This window comes from Paucidesulfovibrio gracilis DSM 16080 (assembly GCF_900167125.1).
GTDB lineage: Bacteria > Desulfobacterota > Desulfovibrionia > Desulfovibrionales > Desulfovibrionaceae > Paucidesulfovibrio > Paucidesulfovibrio gracilis.
The window spans coordinates 69254-95981 of sequence record NZ_FUYC01000008.1; the positions used below are offsets into that span (position 1 = coordinate 69254).

The 26728-nt window shown below is 60.8% G+C and carries 24 protein-coding genes; 16 read left to right on the forward strand and 8 right to left on the reverse strand.

Translation table 11 applies throughout. From position 1 onward, the window contains the following. The first annotated feature begins 187 nt into the window (after positions 1-187). The 3 genes from B5D49_RS09525 (at position 188) to B5D49_RS15115 (ending at position 1919) form a co-directional block, all read left to right on the forward strand. Positions 188-382, forward strand: a complete 195-nt coding sequence (locus B5D49_RS09525) for a hypothetical protein (RefSeq protein WP_078717465.1) — start codon at positions 188-190, stop codon at positions 380-382. 33 nt (positions 383-415) lie between these two features. Continuing rightward, on the forward strand, positions 416-1123 hold the full coding sequence (locus B5D49_RS09530) for a hypothetical protein (RefSeq protein WP_078717466.1): 708 nt from the start codon (positions 416-418) through the stop codon (positions 1121-1123). A gap of 163 nt (positions 1124-1286) precedes the next feature. After that, the gene (locus B5D49_RS15115; RefSeq protein ID WP_144019376.1) at positions 1287-1919 is read left to right on the forward strand and encodes a CatB-related O-acetyltransferase; all 633 of its coding nucleotides are present in this window, start codon (positions 1287-1289) and stop codon (positions 1917-1919) included. 14 nt (positions 1920-1933) lie between these two features. Here B5D49_RS15115 and B5D49_RS09540 read toward each other — a convergent pair whose 3' ends face one another. Further along, positions 1934-3466: a PP2C family protein-serine/threonine phosphatase gene (locus B5D49_RS09540; protein ID WP_078717468.1), complete on the reverse strand. Its 1533-nt coding sequence runs from the start codon at positions 3464-3466 to the stop codon at positions 1934-1936. A 180-nt stretch (positions 3467-3646) separates the two neighbouring features. On the opposite strand from B5D49_RS09540, the gene B5D49_RS09545 reads away from it, so the two are divergent. Beyond that, complete coding sequence (locus tag B5D49_RS09545) at positions 3647-4879, forward strand: HD-GYP domain-containing protein (RefSeq protein WP_078717469.1); 1233 nt, start codon at positions 3647-3649, stop codon at positions 4877-4879. A gap of 35 nt (positions 4880-4914) precedes the next feature. After that, positions 4915-5304: a hypothetical protein gene (locus B5D49_RS09550; protein WP_078717470.1), complete on the forward strand. Its 390-nt coding sequence runs from the start codon at positions 4915-4917 to the stop codon at positions 5302-5304. A 15-nt stretch (positions 5305-5319) separates the two neighbouring features. Here B5D49_RS09550 and B5D49_RS09555 read toward each other — a convergent pair whose 3' ends face one another. Beyond that, the gene (locus tag B5D49_RS09555; protein WP_078717471.1) at positions 5320-7335 is read right to left on the reverse strand and encodes an asparagine synthase-related protein; all 2016 of its coding nucleotides are present in this window, start codon (positions 7333-7335) and stop codon (positions 5320-5322) included. Between the two features lie 259 nt (positions 7336-7594). On the opposite strand from B5D49_RS09555, the gene B5D49_RS09560 reads away from it, so the two are divergent. The 3 genes from B5D49_RS09560 (at position 7595) to B5D49_RS09570 (ending at position 11036) form a co-directional block, all read left to right on the forward strand. After that, positions 7595-8527 carry an ACP S-malonyltransferase gene (locus B5D49_RS09560; protein ID WP_078717472.1) on the forward strand — a complete coding sequence of 311 codons (933 nt, stop codon included), beginning with the start codon at positions 7595-7597 and terminating at the stop codon, positions 8525-8527. A gap of 27 nt (positions 8528-8554) precedes the next feature. Then, complete coding sequence (argS, locus tag B5D49_RS09565) at positions 8555-10204, forward strand: arginine--tRNA ligase (RefSeq protein ID WP_078717473.1); 1650 nt, start codon at positions 8555-8557, stop codon at positions 10202-10204. A 91-nt stretch (positions 10205-10295) separates the two neighbouring features. Then, complete coding sequence (locus B5D49_RS09570; RefSeq protein WP_078717474.1) at positions 10296-11036, forward strand: SPOR domain-containing protein; 741 nt, start codon at positions 10296-10298, stop codon at positions 11034-11036. Positions 11037-11143: 107 nt separating this feature from the next. Here the strand turns inward: B5D49_RS09570 and B5D49_RS09575 are convergent, their stop codons facing one another. Further along, a complete protein-coding gene (locus B5D49_RS09575; RefSeq protein ID WP_078717475.1) occupies positions 11144-11863 on the reverse strand; it encodes a queuosine precursor transporter in 720 nt (239 codons plus the stop codon). Between the two features lie 72 nt (positions 11864-11935). Then, positions 11936-12436, reverse strand: a complete 501-nt coding sequence (locus B5D49_RS09580; RefSeq protein ID WP_078717476.1) for an ImmA/IrrE family metallo-endopeptidase — start codon at positions 12434-12436, stop codon at positions 11936-11938. A gap of 206 nt (positions 12437-12642) precedes the next feature. On the opposite strand from B5D49_RS09580, the gene B5D49_RS09585 reads away from it, so the two are divergent. After that, positions 12643-13533, forward strand: coding sequence for a putative phage abortive infection protein (locus tag B5D49_RS09585; RefSeq protein ID WP_159447195.1), 891 nt, complete (start codon positions 12643-12645; stop codon positions 13531-13533). A gap of 44 nt (positions 13534-13577) precedes the next feature. On the opposite strand, the gene B5D49_RS09590 is transcribed toward B5D49_RS09585, so the two are convergent. Genes B5D49_RS09590 through B5D49_RS09605 form a run of 4 tightly spaced genes read right to left on the reverse strand, consistent with a single transcriptional unit; the run spans position 13578 to position 15984 of the window. After that, a complete protein-coding gene (locus tag B5D49_RS09590) occupies positions 13578-13817 on the reverse strand; it encodes a SlyX family protein (protein WP_078717478.1) in 240 nt (79 codons plus the stop codon). A 32-nt stretch (positions 13818-13849) separates the two neighbouring features. Next, positions 13850-14503, reverse strand: a complete 654-nt coding sequence (locus B5D49_RS09595) for a cyclase family protein (RefSeq protein ID WP_078717479.1) — start codon at positions 14501-14503, stop codon at positions 13850-13852. 8 nt (positions 14504-14511) lie between these two features. Continuing rightward, entirely contained in the window at positions 14512-15414 is a 903-nt protein-coding gene (locus B5D49_RS09600) for a TraB/GumN family protein (RefSeq protein WP_159447196.1), read from the reverse strand. Between the two features lie 24 nt (positions 15415-15438). Beyond that, positions 15439-15984, reverse strand: a complete 546-nt coding sequence (locus tag B5D49_RS09605; RefSeq protein WP_078717481.1) for a cupin domain-containing protein — start codon at positions 15982-15984, stop codon at positions 15439-15441. Positions 15985-16307: 323 nt separating this feature from the next. Here B5D49_RS09605 and B5D49_RS09610 point away from each other — a divergent pair, with 323 nt between their 5' ends. The 7 genes from B5D49_RS09610 (at position 16308) to B5D49_RS09640 (ending at position 26725) form a co-directional block, all read left to right on the forward strand. Continuing rightward, positions 16308-18425: a phage tail protein gene (locus tag B5D49_RS09610; protein ID WP_078717482.1), complete on the forward strand. Its 2118-nt coding sequence runs from the start codon at positions 16308-16310 to the stop codon at positions 18423-18425. A gap of 100 nt (positions 18426-18525) precedes the next feature. After that, on the forward strand, positions 18526-19017 hold the full coding sequence (locus tag B5D49_RS09615) for a hypothetical protein (protein ID WP_078717483.1): 492 nt from the start codon (positions 18526-18528) through the stop codon (positions 19015-19017). Positions 19018-19124: 107 nt separating this feature from the next. Beyond that, the gene (locus B5D49_RS09620) at positions 19125-20495 is read left to right on the forward strand and encodes a hypothetical protein (protein ID WP_078717484.1); all 1371 of its coding nucleotides are present in this window, start codon (positions 19125-19127) and stop codon (positions 20493-20495) included. A gap of 12 nt (positions 20496-20507) precedes the next feature. Continuing rightward, a complete protein-coding gene (locus B5D49_RS09625) occupies positions 20508-20843 on the forward strand; it encodes a hypothetical protein (protein ID WP_078717485.1) in 336 nt (111 codons plus the stop codon). A 172-nt stretch (positions 20844-21015) separates the two neighbouring features. Beyond that, on the forward strand, positions 21016-22248 hold the full coding sequence (locus B5D49_RS09630) for a lytic transglycosylase domain-containing protein (RefSeq protein WP_234990674.1): 1233 nt from the start codon (positions 21016-21018) through the stop codon (positions 22246-22248). A gap of 85 nt (positions 22249-22333) precedes the next feature. Continuing rightward, positions 22334-25585, forward strand: coding sequence for a PAS domain S-box protein (locus B5D49_RS09635; RefSeq protein ID WP_078717486.1), 3252 nt, complete (start codon positions 22334-22336; stop codon positions 25583-25585). A gap of 153 nt (positions 25586-25738) precedes the next feature. Next, positions 25739-26725 (forward strand): HD-GYP domain-containing protein, encoded by a 987-nt coding sequence (locus B5D49_RS09640; RefSeq protein WP_078717487.1) that lies wholly within the window; start codon positions 25739-25741, stop codon positions 26723-26725. Positions 26726-26728 lie beyond the last annotated feature (3 nt).

Below are 26728 nucleotides of genomic sequence, written 5' to 3' on the forward strand. Positions count from 1 at the left end.
AAAAAGGAACCTGCGCATCCCTTGTGACACGCAGGCCTGTTGCGGTTGGAACGGACCGACAGCCCAGGGGAAAAGGGTTCCATGGCCCGGGTATGGCCTTTTTTTCAGAACTACGATATTTGATGCAAAAAATTTCCACGTTCCGCCCGAATCGGCATTCCGGACAGGAAACCAAAGGAGCATGTCCATGAAGAAATTCTTTTCCTTCCTCCTCTTTGCGGCCATCATCGTCGGCGCTGTGAGCCTGGCTCCCACATTGGGGCAGAAGCTGGACAAACCCTACGAAGCAGGGTTACTTCAGGCTCCTGACATTGAGCGGCACAATCATGCTGCGCCCGAGCACGAGGCGGGCCACGGCGAACCAGCGGAAAGCCACGGCTGATTCCGTCCCTGTGGTCTCCTCCCAGGAGAACCCATGCCCCATATCGCTTTTCGGACCGGGAAGCACAGCCCCCGGACCGCGGCTTCATTCCGCGCATTCGGCAAAACAGTGCGGTGTGTCCGGATTCTGTTTTGCCTGTTTTCGACCCTGGTCGTAGCGGGCTGCGCCAATCACGCGGCCGTTCCTGATTCGGAACGGGATCTGGCCTCCCTGCGGCGGCAATACGACACCCAGCGCACCATGGAATATCCCGGCGTTTCCACGGATCAAGCCATTGCCGCGGCAACACGCGTGTTCACGCTGGCCCATGCCGGATACCACATCCTGGCCGGACGCGGCGGGGTCATTGCCTGGCGCGAGCGAGCGGGCATGGATACCATGTTCCACCGGGAACACGCGGATTTTTGGTATATTGACGTACGCGCCTCGGGCGACGGCTCCGTGCTGCGGCTGCGGCGCACGGCAGAACCCGACCCCGCAACCTCGCTGCATGCCGAAGACCATGGTCCCGGCTCGGGCCGTCTGGTGGCCGAAGCCACCATCAATCCCCAGGAAACCCTGCTTGCGGAACTGACGGAATCGGCAGCCCCGGCCGCTATTTTTTTCAAGCGCATGGACTGGCTCCTGGGCCGCAACCAATACTGGCTCTACTGTCGCGCAGCCGAAGAGTATGTGAAGATGGAAAAATTGCAGGGCGATCTGGACTCCCTCTGCCTGGGCGCCGGGGACAAACGCCCCTGAAGCACGCTTGATCGCGGCTCCCCTCGCCTCCCCAAAAATACGCCCTCCCTGCGGTCACTCCCGCCCGCCGGCATTGCCTGTTTTCCAAAAGCGCCGCATCCTGGTCCTGCATCGTCCCTTTTTCGAATATCCACCAGCCACCAACATCATCAAGACCGCACCAATGCCTCACCAATTCACCAACTTCACCGACGTACAACGCCTCGACATGGACCCGGACGTTCGTGAGCACGCCGCCATTGTCCTGGACCAGGGGCGGCACAGCTTTTACAGCGGCTTCCACCACCGCGAGCCTTTTCAGGAACGGGTACGGTATGCGGCCGCGAACCTGGATTCCTGGCAGGGGATCCCCGTGGACCGTCTCACGGTGGGCAACTTCTGCCAGTTTGCCTCCGGCATGAGCATCCTGCTCGGCGGCAACCATGGACACGATCTCTCCCGGCTCACGCCCTACAGCTTCAATTTTTTCCCTCAGGCCGAATCCGCGTGGAAACCCGCAGGCGATACCGTCATTTCCCACGCGGTCTGGATCGGCTACGAAGCCTTGATCCTGCCCGGCGTACGTATCGGGCATGGCGCGGTCATTGGGGCGCGGGCCGTGATCAGCAGGGACGTGCCGCCCTATGCCGTGGTGGTCGGTGCGGGCAAAATCTGCAAGTACCGATTCTCCCCCGAGGATCAGGAGCGCATGGACCAGGTGGCCTGGTGGCTCTGGGACGACGCGACCGTTGCCGAAGCCCTGCCCCTGCTTCAGGGCCGCGATCTCGAGGCGCTCTGTCGTTTCGCCGGGGTGTAACCCCAGACCGGATCTCAGCCGAACCGCGCCTCCACAATGGAAAAATCGTCCTCCCAGCCGTCCCGCCCGGACATGGACCGGGTGTGGTCCATGAGCTGATCCAGGGTGGGATGTCCGGCTCCGGAGCTGCCGGGTTCGGCCATGTACCGCGCAAACCGATCCAGGGTCCACATGCCCCCTTCGCGCTTCTCGATTTCATACACCCCGTCCGAATACACCAGCAGGCGATCCCCGGGCCGGATGGTTTGGGCGGCGGACTCGTACTCCTGATCCGCCCGGCAGCCGAGTAACAGATTGGGCACTCCCAGCCGAAGACACTCGCCGTGGCGCAGCAGCAGCGCCGGAGGATGGCCGCCCGAGGAAAACACCAGCTCGGACCGGCTGGGCCGCCAGACCCCGTACCACATGGTAAAGAACATATTCCCATGCCGATCCATGGGAAAGGCGTTGTTCAAGGCGGAAAGCACCTGCCCGGGGTCACGCGGATCCACCCCTGAAAGCATTTCCGACTCCAGCACGTTCATGACCGACACCGAGAGCAGGGCCGCATCCACTCCATGCCCGCTCACATCGTTGAGATATATAGCGAAATGATCGTCATCGATCCAGCGGTACCCAAAGGCGTCACCGCCCAGGGAATGGCAGGGGACATACCGCCAGGAGCAGCATACCTCCCCATGGTCCAAGGGCGCGGGCAACAGCCGCCGCACGTAGCGCGCCGCCGCCTCCAATTCCCCGGAAAGCCGGGCCAGGGCATCATCCAGCTCACGGGTGCGTTCGCGCACCAGCTCCTCCATCTGGTGGTAGAGCCGCGCATTTTCAATGGCAATGGAGGCCTGGGCCGCAAACCCGAGTAAGCGGGTCTGGTCCCGGCCCGTGAACGGGCCGCCATGACGGTTCAAGGCCTGGATCACGCCGATGACGCGCCCCTGCTTGTTCACCACGGGACAGCAGAGCAGGGATCGGGTCCGATACCCTGTCCGCCGGTCGGTTTGCGGATCAAACCGCTCGTCCCGGTAGGCGTCCTCGATATTCACCGGCACGCCGGAAGCAAAGACCTGCCCGGCTATGCCGCGATCCTCGGGAATACGGATGCTTCCGCCCTGCTCGCCCAGGGCCACGGGCGCCCACAGCTCCCCCTTGTCCGCATCGTGCAGAAACAGCGTGGCCCGGTCCGCGTTCAGCAGCCGGGAGGCCGCTTCCATGATCCGGCAGAGCAGCCGCTCCAGATTCAATTCCGAAGAAAGAGCCAGGAGCACTTCGCGGAGTTCATCCTCCTCCTGACGCGCGGTCAGGGCCATTTCCCCTTCCCGGGCCAGATGCGCCAGCAAGGACGCACCCAATTCCGCATTTGCTCCCGCCACACGGCCCAGCTCCCGGCCGTCAAAACAAACGGGCCGGGCAGCATCCCCCGCCGGAACATCCACAACGCCGCAATCCAGAAGAACCCTGCCCGCCGGCGTCAAAACCAGCACATTGCCCAACTGTCGCAACAGCTCGGCCACGCCCGGACGGCACAACAACCGTTCCAACAAATTTTCCTTCATACGCTGTTGTTCCCCAGGCACAAAGGCCCGTCAAGCATGATCCGCGTCCAGCCAAAAGCAGCGGACGCCAAATTCCCTCTTAGGTAGTACAGACAAGTATACACGATTGCGTTACAGTACGATATCGTTTGAAATGAGACCCGTTGGATCCGCCTTTGTCCGCCCGGAGCCAGAGAGCCGATGATCAAAGAAATTCCCGTCAATGACCTGAAACCCGGCATGCTGGTGGTGGATACCGGGCTTTCCTGGATCGACCGTCCCTTTGTCTATTCCTCGGCAGGCCGCATCCGCTCCCAGGACCAGGTGCAGCGCATCGTTGACGAGGGCTACGCCACCGTGTTCGTGGACTCCGGCGAACCGGAACACAGCGGACCCAGCCTGGCCAAACGCTTTGCCCATATCCCCGAGGACCGCGCCGAGGCGGAGCAGCGCATCCGCGCCCAATTGCGCCATGTCCCCCTGAAAAAGGAAATCGAAACCGCCCGCCAGATCCATGCGCGGGTTGTGGAATTCTCTCGGGGGATGCTGCACGACGCCCGCCTGGGCAACCCCGTGGACATGCAGCAGGCCGTGGAGCTTTCCGCGGCTTTGGTGGACTCGGTCATGCGCAACGAGGATGCGCTCCTTGCTCTAAAGTATCTCAAATCATTTGATGAATATACCTTCAACCATTCCGTCAACGTGGCGGTTGTGGCCACTGTGTTTGGCAAATCCCTGGGCCTGGAGCGCGCCGACTTACGCAGGCTCTGCCAGACAGGGGTGCTGCACGACGTGGGCAAAGCGCTGATACCGGACGCCATTTTGAATAAACCCGGACGACTGACGGAAGATGAATTCGAGGTTATGCGCAGCCATCCCGGCAAGGGGCATGAACTGCTCGGCACAGTGCGGGGCGCGGACAAGGACATCCTCCGCGGCGTGCTGGACCACCACGAAAAACATGACGGCTCCGGCTATCCCTCGGGCCTGCGGGGAGACGAAATCAGCCTGTTCGGGCGGATCATCGCCGTGGCCGACGTGTACGACGCCCTTACCAGTAAGCGGGTCTATAAGGCGGGCATGCCACCCAGCAAAGCCCTGCGCATCATGTACGGCATTCGGGAGACCGACTTTGCCCCGGGCATGGTGGAACGCTTCATCCGTTGCCTGGGTATTTATCCCATCGGCACCCTGGTGCGCCTGAGTACCGGCGAAAGCGGTGTGGTTGTCCAGGGCGCGCCCGAGGAACCTTTGCTGCCCACGGTGCGGATCATTTTTGATGCCAAGCGCCGGCCCATCCCGCCCAAGGATATGGATCTGGCCGCGCTGGCCCGGGAGCAGGGCATGGACGCCCCGCACATCGCCACCTCTCTGGAAGGCAAGAACGAAGACCCCCTGTTGCCCACGGTGGATCCCCGGGTGCATTTGCTTTGAATCGCCCCGGCCCGGGGCCAGGCCAAGGATGTATTATGCGCAGTTCCTCTTTTCCTTCCGGCGCGTTCCGGCGCAATCCCGTCCGATCCTTTGTATTGGCGCTGCTTCTGACGCTCTGCACGTCAGGATTGTGGGGCTGCGCCACAGGCGGTTCCCATCCCCTGCTGCAACACGACCCCACAGAAATGACCGACGCAGGCGTGCGGCGATATCTGCACGACCTGGACAGGGCCATTGTGGAGTGCGACACGCCCGCAGATACCAGACCGGATATTGCCGTGGGCGCCGGAACGTCCACCGGAGGCGGCTCCATGTTCGGCATCAGCCTGAGCCAGCCCGTGGGGCAACGCTGCGACAGCGGTCCCTTGCGCCAACGCCGGGAGCAAACCCTGCGCGAGCTGCGGGAACGGGGCATCACCCCCTGACGCGCTCGGAAACAATCACTCCAAGACCACTCCACAGAGCCGTTCCCACTCCACCAATGTGTCCAGCATGGACGCCACATGGCGGAATCGCCCGTCCTTGCGGTGCCGCCGCAGATCCTCCAGCAGGGCGGGAACATCGGCGAACAGCGCTCCAAGCAGCGGGGAATCCAGCAGCGCGGCATCGTCCCGGGCCGGTACCGAGGCCAGGGCATAAATCGTCGCGTCTGGCGGGGCGGCCTGCGGGTCCGATGCGCCGGGGCATGCGGCCGCATCCAACAGCAAAGGGCATTCGCGTCCCCGATGGAGCCGCCTGCTCAGAGGCAGGCGGAGGTAGCGCGCCAGGGAGTGGTCCAACAACGGAAACGTGAGTCGCACGCCTTCCAGGTTGGCAGCCAGGGTCAGTGCGGCGTGCCGGGCCGGGCCAGGGCTGCGCGTAAGACGCTGCACCTGCATGCGGCGCAGACTGTTCATTTCCCGCCAGGAAAAGGCGCCCTTGTACCACTCCAGCAACTGGACGTGGTCCGCGCCGGGCGCATGGTGGGAGAGCAGTTCAATGTTCACCTGCTCACGGGTGGATCGGTACGGCCTGGGGGTCATGGCCTGGAGCGCCAGAGCCACTCCGTCCTTGATGGTCGTCCCAAGGGAATCGTCCGGATCCAACGCGCGCCGCACCAACAACGCGGGCAGGATGCGACGTCGGCGTTCCAAGGCTTGGGCAGCCTGCCGGGCCATACGCCGTGATACGCCCAGCAGGGAACGCGCCCCTCGGCCGGTGCAGGCGAAGCTGACGCCCTGCTCCCGCATGGCCCGGGCCAGCAGGCCCATTTGCAGGGCGGGAAAGGGCCGGACCAGGGGCAGGCCAGCCGCCCGCACCAACCTGGCCCGCTGCTGCTCCACGGCGGCATGGTCGGGCCAAGGCACCACATGCAGCTTCAGCCCCAGGTCAGCCGCGACCCGTTCGGCCGCGGGATCAGCACAGCGCCCGGGCTGGTCGTGATCCTCAAGGGCAAACAGCCCGATTCCTTCCTCCCGGGGAATGCGTCCTGTGTGCTGCTCCCTGTGCCGCCCCAGCAACGCGGCCAGGGCATGATCCCCTGGTCCCCCGGTCCAGGCCAGCCCCAGCCGGGCATCCGTGCTGAACCTGTCCTGGATCACGGCTTGCAAATCATTTTGCAATCTTTTGGGGTCAACAGGTTGATCAATGAAATTTTCCAGCAGGTTGTATTTTTCATTTTCAACAACTAAACTATCGGAATCCGTGACCACCACGCCCACGCCGCCCGGCCGCACGCGCTGCAATCCCGTGTACACGGTCTGCCCCTGCTCCGACACCGGACATTCCCCGGCGGCCAGCCCCGCCAACAGCGCCGAGCCTGCCACCCGGGGGCGTCTATTCGCCAGGGCAAGGGCCACTCCCGGCACCGAAGCCACGGCCAAGCCGTCCCTGGTGCCGCAATGGTACAACCCATTCGCGCCGATCCGGTCGCACCCCAAGGTCAGCCGTTTTGCCGGAGCGTCCCAATACAGCATGCTCCATTCCCCGGCGACCTCCTGTACTACGGATGGGCCTCGACGGGACAACAGCCCCAGCAGGCATTCCCCGGGATGCTCCGGCAGATCCACCCCGGACACCCGCTCCCCAAGCAAGGAACGGGCATTGACCGGACACCCCGTCAGCGCCAGCACGCGCCCGGATTCCGGATCAACCATCAGATCCGCCCCGCCACAGACCGCCACCACCGCACGAAGCCGCTCCTCGGAACCCCATCCCGGTTCCTGGGCAAGGTCGTTGGTTCCGGCGTGCGCTCCGGCAAGGGCAACGGTCAACACGCGGCCTGCGCCCCCCTCCCGGGGCAAGCCCCACAGCCGTACGGCTCCACTCACCCCCGCGGCACGCAACACCTCAATCAGACGCTGCGGCCCGACCCGGCCCGACGTACTCCAGACCGCGGCCAGCACAGGCGCCTGCGGCTCGGCTCGATCCATGGCGGCAGATGTCATGGAAGCGGCTTGATTCACGGCATGCGACACGGTTCCTCCGGTATGGTCTTGACAAAATCATCACAATGAACTTTTCCCGATGCCCCCGGGGGCGTTCGGCAAACCCCGGCCGGGTCGGTGTACTACGGGCCGGAACCCGAGGCAATGCACCGGAAACTTGACCCATGGCCCAAAAGCGGTAATGAACACTCACCTCCCGCGCACAGCAGGAGCGCCCACAACGGCTCGCGCCCCATGGGGACACGAAACCGATTCCATTATTTCGCAGATCCACAAGGAGAACTGCCACATGAGTGACATCGCGATACTCTTTCCCGGCCAGGGATCGCAGGAGACCGGCATGGGCCGCGACCTTGCCGAGGACCGCTTCTGGGCCATGGACCTTTGGAAACTGGCCGAACGTGAGTCCGGTCTGCCCCTGCGGGAAATCTACTGGGACGGCGAGGCCAAGGACATGGCCGACACCCGCGCCCTGCAACCCGCCCTCACCGTGGTGAACCTGAACCTCTGGGCCTTGTGCCGCGAGCGCTTCAGTGGGTCGGACGCCCCCCTGGCCATGGCCGGACACAGCCTGGGTGAATTTTCCGCCCTGGCCGCCTCCGGTGCTCTGGAACTCCAGGATGCGGTGCGCGCCGTGACCCTGCGCGGCCGACTCATGGCCGAATGCGGCGACGAAAGCCAGGGCATGGCCGCCGTGCTCAAGCTGGACCGCGACGCCGTGGAGGAAGTGGTGGAGCAGGCCCGGTCCGAATCCGACGAACTGCTGCTCGTGGCCAACTACAATTCCCCTGCCCAGTACGTCATCTCCGGGCGAACCAACGCCCTGGAGCGTGCCGCCGCCCTTGTTAAGGAACGCAAGGGCCGCGCCGTCCCCCTGGCGGTTTCCGGCGCGTTCCACAGCCCGCTCATCCAGGAGGCCGCGGACGAATTCGCCACATTTATAAAGGGGCTGGATTGGCGTGAACCCACTTTTCCCGTATATTTGAATGTGACGGCCCGGCCCGAGGCCGACCCCGACCAGCTGGCCACGGTCATGCAACGCCAGATGACCTCTTCCGTGCGCTGGATCGAAATCATGCAGGGCATGTGGGACATGGGCGCTCGCCGATTCGTGGAGGTCGGTCCCAAAAACGTGCTCAGCAAACTGGCCGGTCAAAACCTCAAAGGTCTGGACGGCCTGGTCACGCAAAACATTTCCGACATGGCCCAGGCTCTGGCCTAGCCGCGCCGGACAAAGGATCATACGCACATGAGAGCCAAACAACATCTGGAAACCCTGCTCAAGGGTATTGTGGAGGACAAGGGCTGGTCCTGGCCGGAAAAGGCCGTGATCGAACCGCCCAAGGAACGTAAATTCGGCGACCTGGCCGCCAATGTCGCCATGATGCTGGCCCGGGAAGCAAAAATGGCTCCCCGCCAGATCGCGGAGCAAATCGCCGCAGAGCTGGAAAGCCGACAGGATCCGGCCATCCGCAATGTGGAGATCGCCGGACCCGGGTTCCTGAATATTTTCTTCACGCCGCAATTCTGGCGGCAGACCCTGGAAGACATTCTGGAACAGGGCGAACGCTACGGCGAGTCCGACATGGGCCACGGCAAGCGCGTCCAGGTGGAATTCGTCTCCGCCAACCCCACGGGTCCGCTGCACATTGGCCACGGGCGCGGCGCGGCCCTGGGCGATTCCCTGTGCCGCATCCTCAAAAAATCCGGCCATGACGTGGAAGCTGAATACTACGTCAATGACGCGGGCCGCCAGATGCGCATCCTGGGCGAATCCATCCACTACCGCGTGCTCCAGGCGCTGGAACGCTGCCCCGAAGAACCCGAGGACTACTACCGCGGGGACTATGTCCGCGACATCGCCGCGGGCGTGCTGGCCCAGCATCCCGAACTGCCGGACCTGGACGAGCGCCAGGCCGTGGACCTGTGCCGTGAATACGGCATGACCGCCATCCTCGCGGGCATCAAGGAAGACCTGCGTCAGTTCGGCGTGCACCACGACGTCTGGTTTTCGGAGGCCAGCCTCGTGAACGACGGCAAGGTGGACGAGACCTTCGCCAACCTGGAACAGCGCGGCATGGCCTATACCGAAGACGGCGCGTTCTGGTTCAAATCCACAGACCTGGGCGACGACAAGGACCGCGTGCTGCGCAAATCCAACGGCGACACCACGTATTTTGCCTCGGATATCGCCTACCATGACAACAAATACCAACGCGGATTCGATCTCGTGGTGGACATCTGGGGCGCGGACCATCACGGCTACATCCCGCGCATGCAGGCTGCGGTGGAAGCCCTGGGCCGCAAAGGGGATCTGGAAGTCATCCTCGTGCAGCTGGTGAACCTGCTCCAAGGCGGGGAACAAGTGGCCATGAGCACCCGCGCCGGAAAATTCGAAACCCTCAAGGACGTGGTGGACGAAGTCGGCGCGGACGCGGCCCGGTACATCTTCCTTTCCCGCAAGTCCGACTCCAAGCTGGATTTCGACCTGGAACTGGTCAAGCAAAAGACCATGGACAACCCCGTGTATTACGTGCAGTACGCCCACGCCCGTATTCATTCCGTGCGCCGTAAGGCCGAGGAACTGAACATGGGACCGGCGCCCATCAAGGAACACTTCCTCACGCACCTGAACACCGAAGAGGACATGGACCTGCTGCGCATCATGGAGCGGTATCCCGATGCGGTGCAGGCCGCGGCCGAAACCCTGAGTCCGCATGTGATCAGTAATTTCCTCCAGGAGCTTGCCTCGACCCTGCACAAATACTATACAATGCATCATGTAGTCTCTGCCGAACCCGAACCCTGCCGGGCCAGACTGCTGCTCATGCACTGCGTGGCCTCGGTGCTGGCCAACGGACTGCACCTGCTCGGCGTGAACGCGCCCGAACGTATGTAACTGCCGTGCGTCCGGCCGGATCATCGGGACGGTTCCTGGAGAGCCGGTCCCGGACGCATTGGGACGTCTTTTTTTGAATCAAGGAGAACCCATGGCAAAAAAGGTGGTGGCCGGAAGGCGCAGCCGCGAGCCCAAGACCTATACCGTGACCCTTCGCTTTTCCGACCTTATCTGGATCGGCGTTGGCGCGGCCCTGGCCCTGAGCATTTTCTTTTTGTTCGGACTGCTCATTGGCCGCGGGTATGTGGCGGCCACTCCTGAAGACCCCGCCCCTGTGACCGTGATGCACGGGACCGTGGGCAGCCAGGACGACACAGCCGGGCAATCCGCATCCGGCGAAGCAACGCAGCCGGCTGATGCAGCCGCGCAGCAAGCCGGAAACGCGACCGAGACCAAACCAGAAGAAGAAGTGGTGCTTCGTCCGGAAGATCTGAACTACCCCGACAATCTGGCCCAGACCGAAAGCAAGGACACCGAGGAAGCAGCGGAAACGAAGCAGCCGACCGCCAAGCCCGAATCCGCTGAAGCCGCTCCGGAAACAACGCCACAGGCGGCCGTCGAGGAACCGAATCCCGACGAACCGACCTTCGACTATGTCTACCAGGTGGCCGCGTCCAAGGATGCAGCCGCCGCAGAACGCCTGCGCACCCAGCTGGCCGATCGCGGTATGGAGGCTCTTGTCTCGACGGCCACGGTGAACGGCACGGTCTGGCACCGCGTCAAGGTCCGGTTCCGGGGAACCCCGACGCAAACCGTCCCGTTGCGGGATTCCATTGAAGACGTGACCGGTCAGCGGCCCATCCGCACCAGCAAGAAAAAGGTCACGGACTGATCATCCCACAACCCGGTCCGCAAAAAAAAAGCCGCTCCCTCACAACGAGGAAGCGGCTTTTTTCTGGCGTCCGAACGCCGAGCCAAGCGCGGCCCCAGGCTCAGGCTTCAGCGGCAGTCCGCCACGCTACCCAGGTCCGGTTCGGATTCATCGCGCTCGTCCCGGGGCGTGATGCGCTTGGCCAAATACACGAACGGCGTATCCGCCACGGCCACCACAAACTTGAACAAAAACGTGGTCAGCAGAATTTCCAGAAACACCGGCCAGCCGAACTGCCCCCAGAACGCCACCACGCAAAAGATCGTGGAATCCAACAGCTGGCTGAATACGGTACTCAGATTGTTGCGTAGCCAGAGATGCCGTCCGTTGGTGCGCTTTTTAATGGCGTGAAACGCCCAGACGTCATGCATCTGGGACACGAGATAGGCGCACAGACTGCCCAGGGCCACCCGGGGCAGAAACCCGAACAGGGTCTCCAGGCTGGGCTGGGCAAAGTCGCTTGCGGCCGGTTCAAAACGTAAGGCGATCTGCATGTACAGCGTGGTCATGACCAGGGTGGTGAACCCCAGCAGCACGGCTTTTTGCGCGGCCTTTTTGCCGTATTTCTCACTCAGGATATCCGTGGAAAGAAACACGCTGGCATAGAGTACGTTGCCGAGCGTGGCGGTCACGCCGAACAGTTCCACAGTCTTGAGCACCTGGATATTGCAGATGATCAGATTGAAGACCACCAGCCCGAAAAGGCCGGTCCGCCCGAACAGGCGATACACCAAGAGGACCAGGGAAAGGTCCAGCAGGGCGAATCCGATCCAAAGAAGTTCGTTCATAAGCATCCTCCGCAGGGAGGCATGCCCCAGGACGTACCCGGGGTCAAGTGGCGGAGGTGGTGACGCGGGGAACTAGTCCAGATTCAAAGCCGTCAAACGTACCATTGCTGCGGATGGAGAAACCTCGAACAAGGTTGCTAGCCGGTACGCATTATTATTGTGCTCTTTTGCTGCTGCCGTAAACTCCTCTGCAGGCATAAGCAACTCTGCGGCAAACCAATTGGCTTCCCACTCCTTTCGGTTGCTCCCCCTACGTGTATGGATACAGTCCCCGGGAGCTTTAATGTCCGTATGAAGGAAATAATGGCCTAATTCATGGGCAATGGTAAAGTTGTCACGAAGTTGTGATGTCGCGTTGGACAAATAAATCACAAACGAGCCGTCAGCGTTTACCTTGAGCGTTTCACCACGTTCAACAGTATCACTGTACTGAACGTTGCCATTGTTCTCGTCCATAATGGAAGACAAGAAGTCGTTCACCGACATCTTATCCTTAAAATACTGGCTACGAATAGCCTTTGCCCTTTGACAAACTTCTGCCTTGGTTCCAGCAAATTGTACTTCGTTAGGCATACCCTTTTCCGCCTTTTTTGCCTTGACTGTTTTACAAATAACCGAACATGGCCCAAATGAGAAGGGCTATCCGCCCCTTAAGTACTATTAGGGTTTGCCTTGCAAGTCGATTTTCTTTATTCTCTCATTGGTTACATGCAGTGTGTTATTTTTTATTCATTTTGGTCACTTCTATCGCCCAACCGCAAGTTCCCACATTCAGTCTGATGCCCCATCGCATACACGTCCCAAAATCAAATAAAGGTAAGCTCCTCTGTGCTGCAATCCTTGGTTTGCTCATTTGGGGGGTGTTCGGATGGATTTTTTCTTTTGGTTGTGGCCCGTTTTCCTGCTTCTTTGGTAAAACGGGCAATCTTGAAAATGTATTCGCCCCACAAGCCGCTTTTTTTTCCGCCATCGCAGCCATTGGTGCTGTTTATGCTATTTGGAACCAACAGCAACAATTCCAACGCCAACATTTTGAGGTACAATTTGGAATTATGCTCGAAAGTTTACGCCAAACTCGGAACCAAATAAAATTCCCGATCTTCGATACTGAAAGCGCCCAGCATTCTGTTACTCAAACTGCGGATATTTTCAAACCATACCTCGATCTTTTTCAAGAAATTGCGCACTACTTTGATCCTGAAAAGGTAAAAAAACCCAAATCCACAATCTTGGACAATAATTCTGAATGTAAAAAGCAATTTGAAGACCTCTGCGATGACCTCAGAGATGAAGACGGAACCATTCAGGGTAATTCTGAGAAACGAATCCAACATGCCTATCGATCCTTTGAGGAGATAACACAACGGAGCCTCTGGCCGTACTTCAAGACAATATATCGGACCCTAAAATTCATTGACCGTTTCTACCGAGAGGATGATGCCAAATGGCATGTGGCAATTTTACGCGCCCAATTCTCAGCGTATGAACAAGCCGTCCTGTATTACAACGGCCTATTACACAAAGACTACGACCAAAATGGGAAAAGTCGTTTCAAATTTAAAGAACTCATTGAAAAACACTGCTTTCTCCATGGGTATGAAGAAACCCTTCTGTTTGACGCAAAGGCTGCAGGCCAATATGCCAATTCTGCGTTCCACCATTGCGACTAACTACGGTCCTCCTGCTCACCCCCGCACTCTTCCACGGCAATAATCTATTTCGGCAAATAGTGCGGGGGCAACGGCTCCGGCCCTTCCTCATCCTGTTGCAGGGCTTCGCGCAGGGAGCGGTAGCGCCCGGCCAGGAGGTCGAGCTGCTTTCGCAGTTCATTGATCTCCCGTTGCTGTTCCGTGAGCGCGGCATTGAGCTGTTCCACTTCACGATCGCGCAGCGCCAGGCTTTCTTCCAGCCGCATGACGCGTGTTTCCAGGTTGGAGGTATCTTGTTGGGGCATGTTGTTTCTCGTTTGGTTGGAGATTGCGGCGGTCAGGTCCAAAGCGCCAGGCAGCGGCAGGGCGCGCCGTCAGCCCCGGCCAGATGCAGGGGCGCACACACAACAGTGAACCCGGCAGCGGGCAGCCGTTCCAGACGGTGCAAATTCTCCGCCAGGACGCACCCGGCTCCCAGCAGGGCCGTATGCACGGGAAGCCCGGGCCGGTCCGCCCGCTCCGGCGAGGGCATATCCATGCCCAGCCCGTGCAATCCGCTCTGTGCCAGGAGCTTCGCGGCATCGGGCGTCAATTCCGGGTGGTCCGTAAAATAGTGAGGCACGTCCCATTTTCCGGCCCAGCCGGTCAACAGCAAAAGCCAACCACCCCGCAACACTTCCGGCGGCGGCAGCAAGGGACGCAGACTCGCGGCGGTCACGCGCTCCGGGACCACGGTTCCGCCTTGACGCAGATCCAGGCAAAAGCCCGGACCGGTCCAGATCTCCACGGGCAGTTGATCCAGTGTGGCTCCCTGGGCCAGCACATGGGCCGGGGCATCGCAGTGGGTTCCGGTATGCGTGGTCAGATGAACGGTCCGCTCCCGAAAACCGTGCTCCCGCATGGTGGCGCATGGCTCGATTTCCGGTGCGGGCGTGCCGGAATACACCGGCGTCTGCCTGCTCAGGCACCGGGTCAGATCAAGTACGGGCATGTCTTCTCCTACAATTGGGTCAGGGAACAGCCCTGCTCCTGAAGTCGCTGCAACAGCCCTTCCTTCCCTACCATATGTCCGGCCCCCACAATGACGAACGCGGAGACACCTTCCTTGAGGTAGCCCATGATTTTTTCGGCCATGCGCTCATTGCGCTCAAAAAACAGCCGTTCATTGATGGGCCGGAACACGGCGTTGAACAACAAACTGCCGAACAAAGCCTTTTCCATGCCGCGCACATCCCCGCTGGTCCACAGGGACACCAGCTTTTCCGCCAACTCGTCCATGGTTTTCATCTGGAGAATGGAAAACCGCAAAAACCCTTCCTGGTCCATCTCCTCCAGTGAGGCCAAAAGCCGGAACTGCGTTTCCGCGCCCTCCAATTCCAGCACCCGCATGCCCTGCTCATGGGCGCGTTGCAAGAAATGCAGGTCAATGCCCCACTCGGGTTGGAAGCCAAGCCGGATCAACTGCTGCACCTGCATGGACATGAGCGCATACCAGGGCCGGACCGCATTGTACCGTTCCCAATCCAATCCCGCGTCCTCAAAGGCCTGCTTGGTCTCGTCCGACAAGACCATGCTCAGCGTCTGCCCCTTGGGCATGGCCGCCAGTTCATACAACAGCCGGGCCTGCTCCCTGGGCCGGGCCATGACATCGGCCTCCACCACCAGGGTGTCGCTGGATGCAAACGCCTGTTCAAAGGCCTGGGGCAAGGGATACATCTCCTGTTTCGCCAGATGGATGGATCCGGCCAGATACAAGGTGTTGCCTTGGTGCTGCACACGCCAGAGGAATCCCGATGCCTGGGCGGGCGAAACCGCTCCAAGCAACAGCCCTGCGGCCAGCACGGCCAGCAGCGATCCGCGGCGTGGCGACAAACTCCAAAAACGGTTTCGGGACGACTGCATTATTTCTCCTGGAGTACACATACGTTACGTGGTCAGTCGGTGGATCAGTTCGGCATGTCCGGGCCAACGCTCCGCCAATTCAGACCGGGAGCCGTGTTCATAGTCCGCGTACTCGAATCCGGGCGCCACAGTGCAGCCCAGCAGCGCATACTCCGCGCTCCGATCCAGGCAACTGCCCTGCCAAACGCCCCGGGGAACCACAACCTGGGGCCGCTCCCCTTTTTCCAGATCCATGCCCAGCACCACTTCCCGGGCTTTCCCGGATCCGGGATCCAGTTGCAGCATGCGCACGGGACCGCCCGCATACAAATGAAAAATTTCATCGCTCTCCAGCCGATGCAGGGCGGAAAACGTGTCGGGCGTAAGCAAGTAGTAAATGGCCGTGGCCATACAACGCGGCCCGGCGTACCGGGACGGCAGATGTTCGCGGAGCAAGGTTTCGGCACTTCGATACGACTCCGTGAAAAAGCCGCCCTCCTCAGGATGCGGCACGAGGTCCAGTTCCCGGATAATCCGTTGTGCCGCCTCAGGCACAGGCCGGGACACCGTCGATGACTCGAATTTGGACATACTTCCTCCAGCAGGCCACGCAGCAATGCTCGTTGAAAAACCGTCCGCCCCAATGGTCCGCAACAGCCACAAGCGGACCGGCCGGGAAACCATCCACGCCGCAAACTGTTCACAAAGGGTGAAGCGGTTCAGGTGACGATAGCAAACCCGCACCTCACGGGAAAGCCCGTATCCGCCCCCTTTTCGCAGGCTGTCAACAGGGAAATTTCATCCTTTCACCGCGCTGTTTCCTTCCGCTTTCATCCGGTCCGCCCACCTGGGGGTATACTGCCCTCAATCCCGCGCAGGCCGCATGGCCCGCGGCAATCCAAGGAGAAGAGCGCATGAGCATTGCCACTCCGGCCCTTACCAACTTCACGGCAGGAGAGATCAGCCCCCGCTTGGCCGGGCGGGTGGACCTCTCCAAATATTACAACGGGTGCGACACCCTGTTGAACTTTGTGGTGCATCCGCACGGCGGGGCAACGCGCCGGAGCGGTTTCCGGTTCGTACGCCACGCCCTGAACCCGGAATGCCGTTCCCTGCTGGTTCCCTTTGAGTACAACGCCCAGCAGTCCTATGTGCTGGAATTTGGCGAGGACACGGACGGCAAGGGCTGCCTGCGCGTGTTCATGGACCGGGGCATCGTGCTGGTGCCCGAGGGGGAGGAAGGAGCGGGCCAGCCCGTGCGCGTGGAAACGCCCTTTGTGGAATCGGACCTGGAGGATCTGCGCTACGTGCAATCCAACGACACCCTGATCCTGACGCACCCCATGCATTCGCCCCACCGCTTGACCCGTACGGACCATCATGTCTGGGAATTGGAACGCATCGACTTCACCGGACAGCCCGAACAATGGACCGAAGACAATTGGCCCCATGTGGCTTGCTTTTTTCAGGAACGGCTGGTGCTGGCGGCCACGCCCAAGCAGCCCAATACGCTCTGGCTCTCCCGCACAGGGGAATACTTTGATTTCCGCACCAACACCAGGGAAGTCCCCCTGGAGGATTGGGACGACATGGAGGTACGCGAAGACGAAAGCAACGCCAGGGATGGACGGATCGGGCAACAGTTCACGGTGCTGGACGGTGGACGGTTCGAAAAAGGCTCGGTGGTGCGCGGTCAAAACCCGGACAAAGAAAAACGGTTTTTCCGCTACAAAGGCGAGGCCGCGTTTTTACCCTGGGGCGGAGACCAGCGCGTGACGTTTGCCGAGGCTCCCGAAGCCGGGGAAGTGGAGCCGATCCACGACGCCGACGGTCAGCTTGCCGTTGATTTCTGGGACGCCCTGAGCGTCGGTGACCGGATCGTCAATCCCGACGCGGGCGAACCCTTGGCGGATGACGGCATGGAGGTGACTCTCAGCGCGGCCCAGGCCAACGCCATTGAATTTCTGGTGCCCAAATCCAGGCTTTGGATCGGCACCAGCGGCGGGGAATGGACGCTCGGCGGGTCCGGTTCGGGCGACCCACTTTCTCCGGCCAACATTCGGGCAGGGCAGGAAGGTACCTGCGGCGCATCCGCGGGCCGCCCGGAATCCGTGGCCTCTGCCAGCCTGTTCATCCAGCGCGCGGGTCGCAAGCTGCGGGAAATGCGCTACCGGTTCGATTCTGACGCATACATCTCCCGGGATCTGACCATTCTGTCCGAACACATCACCGCCCCGGGGCTGCTGCAACTCGCCTATGCCCAGGAACCGGACTCCCTGGTGTGGTGCCTTCGTTCGGATGGAAAGCTGGTTTCGCTGACCTACAAGCCCGAACAAGAGGTTCTGGCCTGGGCCAGGCACGAAACCCAGGGCCATGTGGAACGCATCTGCACCGTGTACAACGGAGCCACGCTCCTGGACGAGCTGTGGGTCGTGGTGCGTCGCCGGATCAACGGCCGTTGGGAGCGGTTCGTGGAATATCTGGAAGACGTGTTTCAACACACGGAAACCAGGCAAGGATTCTTTCTCGATTCCGGCGTTTCCTATGCCGGGGATCCAGTAGACCGGCTCGAAGGCCTGGAGCATCTGGCCGGGGAATCCGTCAGCGTGCTGGCGGACGGACTCGTATTCACCAACCGGCCCGTGCACCAGGACGGCACGGTGCTGCTCGACAAGCCTGCGTCCACCATTCATGCGGGCCTGCCCTATTCCTCGGTACTGCGCCCCATGGACATTGAGGGCGGTTCTTCACGCGGCACAACGCAAACCAAGCGCCGCAGGGTGGTGCAGGTTTCCGTGCGATTCCACAACACCCTGGGCGGCGGCGTGGGACCGGACCCGGATCATCTGGAACCGTTGCAATATCTGCTGCCTTCCGCACCGCAGGGACGTGCCCTGCCCCTGTGGAGCGGGGACAAGACCGTGAAATTCGGACGGGGATGGTCCACGGACGGCCGTCTTGCCGTGGTGCAATCCCAGCCGCTGCCCATGAGCGTCCTGCTCATTGTCCCCGAAGTTATCGTCAATGTTTAAGCAATATCTAACATGATGTTATTTTACTTAAAAATTAGTTTTACTCCGCAACATTGCAACAAAAAATGAACCGGCTACCCGACCCGGTCAGGGAGGATACATGGGAATGGACCAGGCACAATTGGCCACCGTCCTGATGCAGACCGCAGGACAACTTTCCGGAAGCATTTCCGGCAATACCGACAGGAGCGAGCAACGGCAAATGGAACGACAGGCCGCGCTCCGGGAAATCGAGGCCCGGGACAAAGCGGAACAGGAACAACGCCGGGCCAGGGAAGACCGGGACCAACTCCGCAAACAGCAGCGCCGGGATCAAGCCAGAAACCGCACCCACTGGGGTTCCTCCGGTGTGGTTCTCTCGTCGGGATCCCCGTTGTCCGTCATGGAGGGGCAGGCTGCGGACGACGCCATGGAGCAGGCGGAAGTACTGGCCCAGGGCGATCGGGCCGCCTCCCGGGAACTGGTCGCGGGACGACGCGCCGCGGATCACTATCGGCAACGCACCCGAACAAACCGTTCCGGGTCGCTCCTGTCCGGCGGCGCGGACCTGTTCAAATGGATGTTGCCGTCCACACGGTCCATGAACTTTTGAAACCTACTGCAATCATAACCAGTCAGACGCCACCAACCGGGGCGACACGGCCTTCGGCGGTCTTGACCATATGCCGTCGAAGAGCCGTCTGGTGAGGAGGAATTCACGTGACCATTGCATCGGAACAATCCAAAGTACGCTACCATGGAAACGGAGCCACGCGCCGGTTCACGGTTCCGTTTCGCTTCCTGCGGGACGCGGACCTGCATGTGGTGCTGCGCGACGAAGACGGCCTGGAACGCGCTCTCGCGCCTGGTACGGACTACGTCCTGCTGCGGGACGACGACGAATACGGCGGCACCTGCGAACTGATCCACCCGCCGCAGAACCGCGAGATCGTCGTCATCCGGCGCGATCCGCCCATTGTTCAGGAAACCGTCTACGAGGAGGGCGTACCGCTCTCGGCCCGGGCCAGAGAAAACGCTCTGGACCTGCTGACCATGTTTGTACAGTCCAACAGGGAACGCATTGACCGTTCGCTCCAATTGCCCGTGTCCTCGCCGTCGGCAAACCTGACCCTGCCCGAACCCGAGGCCCGGCGCGCACTGGCCTGGAACGCGGATGGCACGGCCCTGGAAAACGGTCCCAGTGTCGAGGATGTGGGTACGGCCCAGAGCTATGCACAACAGGCCCAAACCTCGCTCTCCGCCACGGAAACGGCCAGGGACACGGCCCAGGCTGCCCGGGATGCTGCCCAAACGGCCCGGGATCAAGCCCTGGCCGCCGCTGTTCACGAACACGCCCTGCTGACCAGCCGCGACGCCGCAGACAGTCATCCCATTGCCGCCATTACGGACCTGCAGTCCGCTCTGGACGGAAAATCCGACACAGCACATGGGCATGCAATGGCGGACATCGGCGGTGTCGGCACGGCGGCATACCGCAATGTCGGCATAGCTCCGCAAACTCTTCCTGTCGTCGAGGCAAATGGGAAACTCGACCCTCGCGTTCTTCCCGACATCCCGGTCATGCCCTTTCAGGAACACCGGGAGACCTTTCTCGCGTCCGGTACGCTGACCATTCCCGAAGGGGGACGGTATTGTCGTATATGGGGAGTTGGAGGTGGAAACTACATAACAAGCCCGAACGTAGATCAATGGAGGTACTCTTCCGGGGGGGAGTCGACTATCGGCAACTTAACATTCGCACCGCCACTGATCAGAGTAGCTGGAACCTTCACACAAAAGATACTGGAAAAAGAACGTCACAAATACAACGTGGCATACTGTGATTTGGAACTTCCTACATCTACGGGATGGGACCCATTAAAGCTATCTGATTATTTTCCTAACTGTCCGCAAGAATGGGTAGATGCCGAAATTTGTAAAAGTGACATGTATCGCACCCAAGAAGTATGGCTTATTATTGGTTATTCCGTTCACGATGTGTGGTTGGAAGCCGGAGACTACCCCGTAGTCATTGGTGCGGGTGCCGATGCAACGCGCTGCACCGGGGGCGCTATCACAGTTGAGTATTAAAGGAGACAGGGAATGCGACGTGCAAATATTGTTGATGGGGTCGTTCAAAACATCGCGGAGGTTGCGGGGGATGCTGTTCCGGAGTGGATGCAAGACTGGCCGGCGTATGAAGAAGATATGGCCGTGGGCAAGCCATGGCCTCGGGACGAAGTAGCGGACGCGGCTGAAGCGGATCTGGCACGGCGCCGGCAGATTCTGGCGGAACTTGCGGCGCTTGACCGCTTCCTCCCGCGCAGTGTGGAAGACTTGCTGGACGCGGGGGTGATCCAGCTTGCAGACTTGTCCCTGGAAAACCAGGACCGCCGGGCGCAAAAGCTGGCCCTGCGGGACGAACTGGCGGAACTGTAATACCCGGCCGGGAGGCTGCTCAGGCTTCCCGGCCGTTATCGCGCCCCAGGCAATGCTTCTCCCCTGTCAAAACATGCTGGGTGAACGGACAGCCCCTTTTCCGGTTCGCCGGGAACAAATCAGTCCGCATGGTTCTCTTGCGCGCGGGCCGATGCATGAGGTATGCAACCCCATGCTCAAAACCATGCCTTTTGCCCGGTTCCAGTCCATTCGTGACGCGGCCCTGCTGCTTTGCCTCTGCATTACGGCGGGACTCTGCCTTCCCTGGTTCGCCACGGCCGATTCCCTGGAGTGGCTGCCGCGGGAAACCGAACAGGCCGCGTTCCCTTCGCTTCTCTCCAGCCTGCGCGTGCAAGGGCCGTTGGAATTTTGCGGTGAACCGGTTCCCCTGGATCGGCCCGAGGTTCGCGAACAGCTGGAAAAAGCGCTGTTGGTACTGCTTTGGGACAGGGCGCAGATCATCCTGAACATCAAACGCTCGGGACGCTTTTTCCCCTACATCGAAGACCGGCTGGAAAAACGCGGCATGCCCGACGATCTGAAATACATTGCGGTCATCGAAAGCGCTCTGCGCCCACACGCCGGTTCCCACAGGGGGGCCGTGGGGTACTGGCAGTTCATCCGCTCCACCGCCAGAAAATACGGGCTGCGCGTGGACGGCAACATCGACGAACGCCGCAACATCTTTACGTCCACGGAAGCGGCCTTGGACTTTCTCACCGAACTGCACGACATGTTCGGCTCCTGGGCCGTGGCCTGCGCCGCCTACAACATGGGCGAAAACGGCATGCGCAAGCGCATCCGCACCCAGGGCGTAACCGACTATTACAAACTCTACCTGCCCCGCGAAACCATGTTCTATCTTTTTCGGGCCATTGCCGCCAAGATGGTCTTTTCCGACCCGGCCCATTACGGCTTCCAATTTCGCGACGACGATTACTACCGTCCCCCGGAATTCGACCGCGTCACTGTCACGCTGCAAAAGGACACGCCTGTGGCGGACATTGCCCGCGCCGCAGGAACCCATTTCCGGGCCATCAAGGATCTGAACACGCAGATTCTGGGCAATGACCTGGTGCGCGGGACGCATGTGCTCCTGCTGCCAAAGGGGGCTTCCAGGGACTTTGCGGCAAAACTGGGGCTAAAGCCCGACCCGCCGTCCGCCAAAGCCAGCGCCCCATCGCCGGGCCGAACAGCCCAGGCCGCGCCGAAACCCGCTCCGCGGCCAACGCCGCGGGTGGCCGAGGGACGCAACGAGCTGCGGGTCTACGTGGTGCGCAAGGGCGACAACCTGCACGCCATAGCCCGCAGACTGGGCGTGCCGCTCCGCTCGCTCCTGACACCCAACGGTCTGACACCGGAAAGCACGATCCAGCCGGGACAACGGCTTCTCGTCACGCAATGAATATAATTCCGGGGTGGCGCGTTGATTGAAAGCTTCCGGAGTTTTGGGTATCCTCCCCGGGTTCTATCTTAAACTTGGAGCGCCCATGCCATCACCCCGCATTACGGCCTTGCTCGACAAACTGGACCGCGGTCTGGAGCGTCTGGATTCCGGCTTGCCCACCGGCCGGGACCAGGAATCGCTGCTTTCCGAACTGCGGGACATCTCTCGAGAATTGCGCCAATGCGGAGGCGGAGGGGGACGGCTGTTTCGACGGCTGGCCGAGGGCATTCCGGATGGACTCTTTCGGCTGCGCCTCTCGGACGAGGTCTTTGAATACCTCAATCCGGCCCTGGAGGCCATGACCGGCTACCTGCGACAGGAATTCTGCGGCAAGCCCGGTGTGTACCGCGAGGTGGTCCATCCGCGCTGGCTGGGATTCGTTCAATCCTCCCTGGAGGCCATGCGGGCCGGAATCAATGACCGTGAATTCGAGATAGCGATCATCACCCGCGCAGGCGAGGAACGCCGCCTGCTGGTGCGTACCTCCCTGGTACGCAAAAACGGCAAGCCCACCCACGTGGAAGGCGTGGCCCGGGATGTCACGAACGTGCGGGAAAACGCCCGCGTGCTGCAACGGCACAGGTTCATGACCGATTCCACCCGCGATCCCATGAGCCTGATCGGGCGGGACTACCGCTACCGCGCCGCAAACAAGGCCTTTATCCGCTCCGTACTCAATGTCTGCTCCTCGCCCGTGGACCGCCACGTCACCGACATATGGGGCAAGCGGGTCTTCACCCGCATCATTAAACCGGCCCTGGAGCGCTGCTTTGCAGGCGAGGAAGTCACCTATGAAGCCTGGTTCGGCTTCCCCGGCCGACCGGAACGATATTTCGAAGTCACCTACACGCCCTACCGGGAAAAAGACCAGGGCGTGACCCATGTGGTCGTGGTGTCACGCGATCTGACCCGGCGTAAACGCGCTGAGGACCGCAAGCAGCAAGCTGATTCCCGATTCCGCCAAGTCGTGGAAAACATCAGCGACGTGATTCTCACGCTGGATCCCCAACGCAGGCTGACCTACGTGAGTCCTGCCGTGGTCCGGCTGCTCGGTCTGCCTGTGGAGCACGTCCAGGGCCGCCGCATCGAAGAACTGGTCCACGCCGGGGACCGCCACAGCGTTGTGGAAGTACTGGAAGCGCTGCCGGACAATGGCGACCTGCTCACGGAATGCCGCATGGTGGCCCAGGACGGAGACACCGTCTGGGTGCGCCTGGCTGTCCGGGCCTTGCGCGAAGATGGTCAGCACCTCGGCACAGCGGGCAGACTGACCAACATTTCCCAGCGCAAACTTACGGAAGAGGCTCTGGCCCGTAGCGAACGTAAATACCGTGATATCTTCGAAAATATTCAGGATATTTACTTTGAAACCGACGGCCAGGGCAATGTTCTGGAAGTCAGCCCTGCTGTGGAACGCATCAGCTTTTATTCCCGGGGCGAAGTCCTGGCCAAGGGCGTGCTTCCTCTGTTGGCCGCGCCTACAGACCGGGATCGGCTCTTTACCTTTCTGCACCGCGACGGCTACGTCACGGACATGGAAATGGGCTTTTTGGACAAGGACGGCACCCAGCGGTATTTTTCCGTCAACGCCCGGCTCATGAACGATGCCTCGGGCGCGCCCAAGGTGGTGGGAACGCTGCACGACGTGACCATGCGCATGGCAGCCCAGGCCGAAGCCCAGTCTGCACGCGAATTTCTCATGGCCATCCTCGATGCCCTGCCCGATCCGGTCTACGTCAAGGATGAAGACCTGCGCTACGTTTTGGTGAACCAGGCCATGTGCGACATGGTCGGCCGCCCGCGGGAGGATATTCTTGGTCGGGGGGCCGAGGAAATCTACAGCCGGGGCCAGGGTATCCACTTTGCCGAGACCGATGCCAAGGTCATGCAGAGCGGACAAAAGATCATTGATGCAGAGGATTATTGGAATCCGGCAGGGGTCTGGCGGTTGCTGGCCTCCAACAAAGCCGTATTCCAAAACGGCAGCGGCGCTCAATTCCTGGTGGCCGCCATCCGGGACATCACCGATGACCGGCGCATGCAGGAAGAACTGCGACGCGCCAAGGAACGCGCCGAAACCCTGGCGGAATCCAAAAGCACATTCCTGGCCAACATGAGCCATGAAATCCGCACCCCCCTCAACGGGGTCATCGGCATGCTCCAGCTTCTCAGCCTCACCGACCAATCCCGGGAGCAGGAAGAATACGTGGACACGGCCTTGAGTTCGGCACAGGGGCTGCTGTGCGTCATCAACGACATCCTAGATTTTTCCAAAATCGAATCCGGCCGCATGGACACGACGCAAAACCGGGTCCGCCCGGCACACATCCTGAACACCGTGGAACGGTCTCTTTCAGAGCAGGCCAGGATCAAAGGCATTTCTCTCGGGTTCGAACTGGGAGCAAACATGCCGGAAGTGGTTCAGGCCGCTGAATCCCGACTGCGGCAGGTCTTGTTCAACCTTGTGGGCAATGCCGTCAAATTCACGGACCACGGCTCCGTGCTCGTGCGCGGCGACGCCTTGCTCCGCCCCAATGATCCAGACCGGGTACAGCTGTATTTTGAAATCCGCGACACCGGCATCGGCATTGCGGATCAGGATCTTGCCCGCATTTTTGAACCGTTTGTTCAGGTGGACGACTCCAGCTCCCGCCGTTTCCAGGGTACGGGACTGGGCCTGGGCATTGTACAACGGCTGGTGAACCTGCTCGGCGGTACACTGTGCGTGGTCAGCGAGGAAGGCAAAGGGACCACCATCGCCTTTACCGCCAACGCCACCCTGGCGGACAACGACATTCCGCCAGCAGGCAACCTCCGTCAGAGCCATCCCCCCATCCGGCATGACGGTCCCGCCTCCCTGCGCGTTCTGGTGGCTGAGGACAACCGGGTGAACATGCTCCTGGCGCAGCGCTTCCTTCACAAGCTCGGACACGAGTCCCACGGCGTGGAAAACGGCAGGCAAGCCCTGGACGCCCTGGAACAGGCCTGGAACGACGATCAACCCTTTGATCTTGTGTTCATGGACATTCAGATGCCGGAAATGGATGGTATCGAGGCCTCCCGCCTGCTTCGTGCAGGCTACGGGCCAGTGCCTTGCGACATCCCGCTGGTGGCGCTCACCGCGCACGCCATGGAAGGCGACATGGAACGTTTTCTGGAGCTTGGCATGGATGGATATCTTGCCAAGCCGTTGGATTTTACCGTATTCGCAGATCTTTTGAGCGAACTGTTTCCGTCCATGGACCACCCGGACCATCCCGATTCCGAAAATCCGTCCGAGGGCCGGAAGCCCTGACACGTTCCGCACCAATGAGGAGAGCACCGGTTATCCAGAACACCTTTTCCGGCAAGGGACACGACATCTCCGCAGGCATGTGAGTTTTTTCCCGGCTTTCCTTGTTTATTTCATTTCTACCCCCACGAGGAGTGGCGGCAACGCAGAGCACGCATGGGTCAAGAATCGCAGCCGAAACAATGGATACCAGCCTCCTTTTTCCCGGTATCCCCGCTCATCCTGGTGCCTGAAGCCCTGGGGGAATTCTCGGTGTACCTCCGGCAGGGACAGGAATTCGTGCTCTACTCCCGGTCCGGTGAACGCTTTACGCATACCCAGCGCGTCAAGCTTTTTGAAAGCGGTGTGGACGAGGTGTATGTCCAGACCGTGGAAAAGCCCGGATTCGATGAATACATTGAGGAAAATCTCGGAGCCATCCTTGCGGACGAATCCTTGCCCCTGGAAGAACGCTCACGCCTTTTCTACGACACGTCCGCCGGCGTGATCCGCGACGCCTTTGACGAAAAACTTCCCCCCCGGCTGGAGGAAGAACACTTCTCCCGCGTGCGCGACGTGGTCCGGCAAAGCACGGACTTTCTGCGCGATGAACGCGCCCTGCGCACCGTGGCCCCCTTCATTGATCACGATTACAAAAGCTACACCCACAGTCTGCAGGTCTTTGTCTACGCGGTGTCCTTGTACAGCTCCTTTGAACCGGACGAGGACCAGCTCTACGAATACGGCCTGGGGGCATTGCTGCACGACATAGGCAAAACACGCATCCCATTAAAAGTGCTCAACAAACGCGGCGCTCTCACCAAAGAGGAACGCGCCCTGGTACAAACTCACTCCGTGCAGGGTGTGGCTCTCTGCGCCAATCTGGAAATCACCCAGCGCACGTTCAACAGTATTCTCTTTCATCATGAACGCATGGACGGCAAAGGGTATCCCTCGGGCATCAAGGGCGAGGACATCCCGCTTGCCGTGCGCTGCATCACTGTGGCCGACATCTACGACGCGCTCACGTCCAACCGGCCCTATGCCCCGGCCATGCGCCCCTATGACGCCCTGATCCTGATGCGCGACGAAATGTCCCAGGCCATTGACCTGGGCGTGTATAAACGTTTCATCACCATGCTCAGCGGCGCAAAGATCGTCTGAAAA

What these genes read in the sequence shown, in the direction of transcription:
- B5D49_RS09525 (WP_078717465.1), top strand. Translation starts at nt 188, where the DNA reads ATGAAGAAATTCTTTTCCTTCCTCCTCTTTGCGGCCATCATCGTCGGC.
- B5D49_RS09530 (WP_078717466.1), top strand. Translation starts at nt 416, where the DNA reads ATGCCCCATATCGCTTTTCGGACCGGGAAGCACAGCCCCCGGACCGCG.
- B5D49_RS15115 (WP_144019376.1), top strand. Translation starts at nt 1,287, where the DNA reads ATGCCTCACCAATTCACCAACTTCACCGACGTACAACGCCTCGACATG.
- B5D49_RS09540 (WP_078717468.1), bottom strand. Translation starts at nt 3,466, where the DNA reads ATGAAGGAAAATTTGTTGGAACGGTTGTTGTGCCGTCCGGGCGTGGCC.
- B5D49_RS09545 (WP_078717469.1), top strand. Translation starts at nt 3,647, where the DNA reads ATGATCAAAGAAATTCCCGTCAATGACCTGAAACCCGGCATGCTGGTG.
- B5D49_RS09550 (WP_078717470.1), top strand. Translation starts at nt 4,915, where the DNA reads ATGCGCAGTTCCTCTTTTCCTTCCGGCGCGTTCCGGCGCAATCCCGTC.
- B5D49_RS09560 (WP_078717472.1), top strand. Translation starts at nt 7,595, where the DNA reads ATGAGTGACATCGCGATACTCTTTCCCGGCCAGGGATCGCAGGAGACC.
- argS (WP_078717473.1), top strand. Translation starts at nt 8,555, where the DNA reads ATGAGAGCCAAACAACATCTGGAAACCCTGCTCAAGGGTATTGTGGAG.
- B5D49_RS09570 (WP_078717474.1), top strand. Translation starts at nt 10,296, where the DNA reads ATGGCAAAAAAGGTGGTGGCCGGAAGGCGCAGCCGCGAGCCCAAGACC.
- B5D49_RS09575 (WP_078717475.1), bottom strand. Translation starts at nt 11,863, where the DNA reads ATGAACGAACTTCTTTGGATCGGATTCGCCCTGCTGGACCTTTCCCTG.
- B5D49_RS09580 (WP_078717476.1), bottom strand. Translation starts at nt 12,436, where the DNA reads ATGCCTAACGAAGTACAATTTGCTGGAACCAAGGCAGAAGTTTGTCAA.
- B5D49_RS09585 (WP_159447195.1), top strand. Translation starts at nt 12,643, where the DNA reads ATGCCCCATCGCATACACGTCCCAAAATCAAATAAAGGTAAGCTCCTC.
- B5D49_RS09590 (WP_078717478.1), bottom strand. Translation starts at nt 13,817, where the DNA reads ATGCCCCAACAAGATACCTCCAACCTGGAAACACGCGTCATGCGGCTG.
- B5D49_RS09595 (WP_078717479.1), bottom strand. Translation starts at nt 14,503, where the DNA reads ATGCCCGTACTTGATCTGACCCGGTGCCTGAGCAGGCAGACGCCGGTG.
- B5D49_RS09600 (WP_159447196.1), bottom strand. Translation starts at nt 15,414, where the DNA reads ATGCAGTCGTCCCGAAACCGTTTTTGGAGTTTGTCGCCACGCCGCGGA.
- B5D49_RS09605 (WP_078717481.1), bottom strand. Translation starts at nt 15,984, where the DNA reads ATGTCCAAATTCGAGTCATCGACGGTGTCCCGGCCTGTGCCTGAGGCG.
- B5D49_RS09610 (WP_078717482.1), top strand. Translation starts at nt 16,308, where the DNA reads ATGAGCATTGCCACTCCGGCCCTTACCAACTTCACGGCAGGAGAGATC.
- B5D49_RS09615 (WP_078717483.1), top strand. Translation starts at nt 18,526, where the DNA reads ATGGGAATGGACCAGGCACAATTGGCCACCGTCCTGATGCAGACCGCA.
- B5D49_RS09625 (WP_078717485.1), top strand. Translation starts at nt 20,508, where the DNA reads ATGCGACGTGCAAATATTGTTGATGGGGTCGTTCAAAACATCGCGGAG.
- B5D49_RS09630 (WP_234990674.1), top strand. Translation starts at nt 21,016, where the DNA reads ATGCTCAAAACCATGCCTTTTGCCCGGTTCCAGTCCATTCGTGACGCG.
- B5D49_RS09635 (WP_078717486.1), top strand. Translation starts at nt 22,334, where the DNA reads ATGCCATCACCCCGCATTACGGCCTTGCTCGACAAACTGGACCGCGGT.
- B5D49_RS09640 (WP_078717487.1), top strand. Translation starts at nt 25,739, where the DNA reads ATGGGTCAAGAATCGCAGCCGAAACAATGGATACCAGCCTCCTTTTTC.